We start from the raw sequence: 3,577 nt of genomic DNA, 5'->3' as shown, positions 1-3,577 counted from the left end.
AACTTGTTTTGATGAAGAAACATCTCTCGTATCAATTGATAGGGAAAACAAGAGATGATGCAGTAGGTGAGGCGCTTGATAAGTTTGCGCGGGCTTTGGGATATAGTTACCCGGGAGGCCCTGCCATTGAAAGGCTTGGTAGCAAAGGAGATCCTTATTTTTACCGTTTTCCTCGATTAAATTTTAAAGGTTCTCCGTATGAGTTTAGTTATAGTGGATTAAAAACTGCAGGGATTTATTATTTGAATCAGCATAAAAATGAAATAGAAAACCATATTAGTGATATTGCTGCAAGCTTTGAGGAAGCATTGACTGATATACTTGTTCAGAGGACACTCTGTGCTGCAAAGGACTTTAATGTCAAAGCTATCGGCGTAGTAGGAGGGGTATCGGCGAATAAGAGGCTACGAGAAAAGTTTGTGAAGAAATCTCCCATGGATGTTTATTTCCCTGGGCCAAATCTCTCTACGGATAATGCCGCAATGATTGCAATGGCAGGTGCTATGCGATATAAAGCGGGACAAACAAGTGATCTTTGTCTGGATGCTGTATCAAGGCTTAAACTTGCATAAAATTCTATTTTTGTTAAACTACCATCTTAGTTATGTTAATTTATGAGGAGGTTTAATGCGAGTAAAGACATTGAAAGGTGCTTTTTTAACTGTTAACCGTGCTTCAAAAAAAATATTAAAGGAGAAGATAAGAGAAACTAAAGTTCTGGATGAAGAGAATGGTATCTTTTATACAGGTTATTCTATTTTTCTTGTTCACTTTGTAAAAACGGCTGATAAGACGTTCAAAAAGGTATTCCCTGAGATAGCAAGACAAATTTTCTGGGACGAAGGAATTAAAATAAACAAAAAGGTGATTTTTCAGTTTGCACGTATTAAAAATAATGACAAAAAAAAGCTATCCATACTTTTTGTTTTAAGTAATGGAGATATACTTCAAATTTCTCCATTGTCACTTATAAGTTTTTGTGAAGGGGCAAATCTTATAACAGATGACGGTGGGATTTATTATTTTTTTCCTACGATTTTTCTTACGAGACTTGTTGGAAAATCAGCAAAAAGTGAGCTTATTGCGAAAAATAAGCTTTCACTTGTAGCTCAAATTAATGGGTTAGAGGTGGATGAATTAGAAGACGTTGGCGAATTAACTCCTGTTTCAATTCGTGATTTTGATATTGATTGGATGGGAGAGCTTCTTCGCACCTTAAAAGGTATAGATATGCGGCTTGAATCAATTGAAAAGCAGCTTAAAGAGAGAAAAAGCAATGAAAAAAATTAGTAAAATTATATTGCTTTCCGTCTTTATCCTTTTTTCCTGCTCATTGTTTTTTATTCACTCATATTCAATTGTTGATGGTGCTGATGTAACTCGGGTTTTTTCTGCAAAAGCTCTTACTGTCAATGAAATACTAAGCAAAGCAAAAATAGGTATAGGAGAGAATGATGTTGTAATTCCCAGACTTGTCGAAACACTTTATAGGGGCGAAATTGTTATTAGGCGAACGAGACCGGTACATTTAATAGTGGACAGGAAAAAGATGTCATTTTTTACAGAAAAAAAGACTGTTCAGGAGCTACTCAATGAGAAGAATATTGATATTGGAGACAAGGACTATATAAATTGTGATTTAGAAAGCAGAATTTATGATAACCAAGAAATTATTGTAAAGCATTATGTAGAAGTTGTTAGAAAAGTTGAAGTTGTTATTCCATTTACAATAGTTTATAGGGAAAATCGACTTCTTGAAAAAGGAAAGGTTGTAAAATTTAGAAATGGCTCAGATGGAATGCTTGAAAAGGAATTTTATACTGTTTATTTTGGTGGGAAAAAGATTACAGATGACTTATTGGGCGAAAAAGTTGTTAAGCCAGCAATATCTCAATTATATGAAGTAGGACAAGCTTCTTTTAGTGGTGATTATTTAAAAAAATACGAAATGATTGCAACTGCTTATTCTCCACGCGCTATAGAAACAGATGGTAATCCCTGGGTTACAGCATCTGGATTAAGGAGCGGCGTTGGTGTTGTGGCTGTAGATCCCAATGTGATTCCATTGGGAAGTCTTCTTTATGTGAAAGGATACGGGTATGCTGTTGCAGGCGATACCGGTGGCGCAATAAAAGGGAATATCATTGATGTCTTTTTTTATTCAACAGATGATGCATTACAATGGGGTAGAAGAGCAGTTACTGTTTACTTACTTCCAGGCAAATGGAAATTTCCAAGCAAATTAGATTACTGATAAAAAAATATTCTCTTTACTCTTCAAAGAGATTGGGGCAGAACTTTCTTATAGATCGTTCTGCCATTTTTTATATTAGAGATGCAATAAATCCTGCGAGTGACAGGATATATCTAGAGATTGGTCCGGGATTTCTTTTTATTACAAATTCTGTTGCAGAGAGAGCAAAAAAAATTATTGCGATAGAAAAAGACAAGCGTTTTGAACCATATTATGAAGATACTCGGCATGAAAATATTGAAATTGTGATGCAGGATGCGTTAAAGGTTGATTTTTCACAGTGGGATGTGGAAGAATTATTTGGCAATATTCCTTTTAATATATCTTCCTCACTTATTGTAAAAATTGCAAAAACTAAAACAATAAATAGAACAGTTTTGTTGTTTCAAAAAGAATTTGCTAAAAGACTTCTTGCCGGTCCGGGCAATAAAGATTACGGGTCCATTACTATATTTACGGACTTCTTTTTTAAGAAACAATTCTTGAAAACATTTCCCCCTCATTTTTTCTATCCTATGCCCCTTGTGAGCTCTACGCTTATTAATTTGGTAAGGAGGACAGATACCCCCCAATCTGTAAACGAGGATTTATTGTTTCGTGTAGTTAAAGGGGCATTTTCTAAAAGAAGAAAGACCTTATTTAATGCGTTAAAGAAAGATTTTGATGGGGATATTTTAAAGAATGCAATTATTGATGCTGGCTTGCCCATTGAAATTCGCGGGGAAAATCTTTCTCTCGAAGAATTTATTCGTGTTTCAAAGAATCTGTATTGAGAATTTAACGTTTTTGTAGTAGAATATGAAAATTTTTGATGGGAGGCATTTATTATGGGCTATAAATTAAAGGAAGGTATTTTTTATGCAAAGTCAGATGAATGGGTAAGTTTAAATGAGGACATCGCGACAGTTGGCATCTCTGATTACGCTCAGGACAAACTTGGGGATATTGTATACCTTGAAGAAGTGGCCAAAGGAAAGAAAGTGAAACAAGGTGAAGTATTTACAACAATCGAATCTGTAAAAGCTGCTTCAGATTTGAATGCACCTGTTTCAGGAGAAGTAATTGAAGTAAATGGAGATGTTGTTAGTACTCCGTCAATCATCAATCAAGATCCTTATGACAAGGGGTGGATAGTGAAGATAAAGGTCGAGGATTCGAGTGAAGTAAATAATTTAATGAGTGCCGAGGAATATTCAGAATACCGGAAAGAGTGATAAAATGAAATACATCCCGAATACAGATAACGAAAAAAAGGGGATGTTAAAGGAAATAGGTGTTTCTTCTTTTAATGAACTTATAAAAGATATTCCTGAAAATATAAGA

5 protein-coding genes are annotated in these 3,577 nt (G+C 34.8%); all 5 read left to right on the top strand.

The genetic code is table 11. The features are described 5' to 3' along the window. The coding region (locus U9Q18_07355; GenBank protein ID MEA3314175.1) for a tRNA (adenosine(37)-N6)-threonylcarbamoyltransferase complex transferase subunit TsaD at positions 1-572 on the top strand (572 nt) is incomplete at its 5' end. Between the two features lie 55 nt (positions 573-627). Next, a complete protein-coding gene (locus U9Q18_07350; protein ID MEA3314174.1) occupies positions 628-1,290 on the top strand; it encodes a hypothetical protein in 663 nt (220 codons plus the stop codon). Further along, positions 1,277-2,254: a 3D domain-containing protein gene (locus U9Q18_07345; GenBank protein ID MEA3314173.1), complete on the top strand. Its 978-nt coding sequence runs from the start codon at positions 1,277-1,279 to the stop codon at positions 2,252-2,254. Before U9Q18_07350 ends, U9Q18_07345 begins: the two co-directional genes overlap by 14 nt. Beyond that, entirely contained in the window at positions 2,224-3,027 is an 804-nt protein-coding gene (gene rsmA, locus U9Q18_07340) for a 16S rRNA (adenine(1518)-N(6)/adenine(1519)-N(6))-dimethyltransferase RsmA (protein MEA3314172.1), read from the top strand. Before U9Q18_07345 ends, rsmA begins: the two co-directional genes overlap by 31 nt. Positions 3,028-3,081: 54 nt before the next feature. Continuing rightward, complete coding sequence (gene gcvH / locus U9Q18_07335) at positions 3,082-3,468, top strand: glycine cleavage system protein GcvH (protein ID MEA3314171.1); 387 nt, start codon at positions 3,082-3,084, stop codon at positions 3,466-3,468. Positions 3,469-3,577 lie beyond the last annotated feature (109 nt).

The organism is Caldisericota bacterium (genome assembly GCA_034717215.1).
Lineage (GTDB): Bacteria > Caldisericota > Caldisericia > Caldisericales > Caldisericaceae > UBA646.
This window is presented reverse-complemented; position numbering and strand designations above follow the sequence as displayed.

What these genes read in the sequence shown, in the direction of transcription:
- rsmA (MEA3314172.1), top strand. Translation starts at nt 2,224, where the DNA reads ATGGAAATTTCCAAGCAAATTAGATTACTGATAAAAAAATATTCTCTT.
- gcvH (MEA3314171.1), top strand. Translation starts at nt 3,082, where the DNA reads ATGGGCTATAAATTAAAGGAAGGTATTTTTTATGCAAAGTCAGATGAA.
- U9Q18_07350 (MEA3314174.1), top strand. Translation starts at nt 628, where the DNA reads ATGCGAGTAAAGACATTGAAAGGTGCTTTTTTAACTGTTAACCGTGCT.
- U9Q18_07345 (MEA3314173.1), top strand. Translation starts at nt 1,277, where the DNA reads ATGAAAAAAATTAGTAAAATTATATTGCTTTCCGTCTTTATCCTTTTT.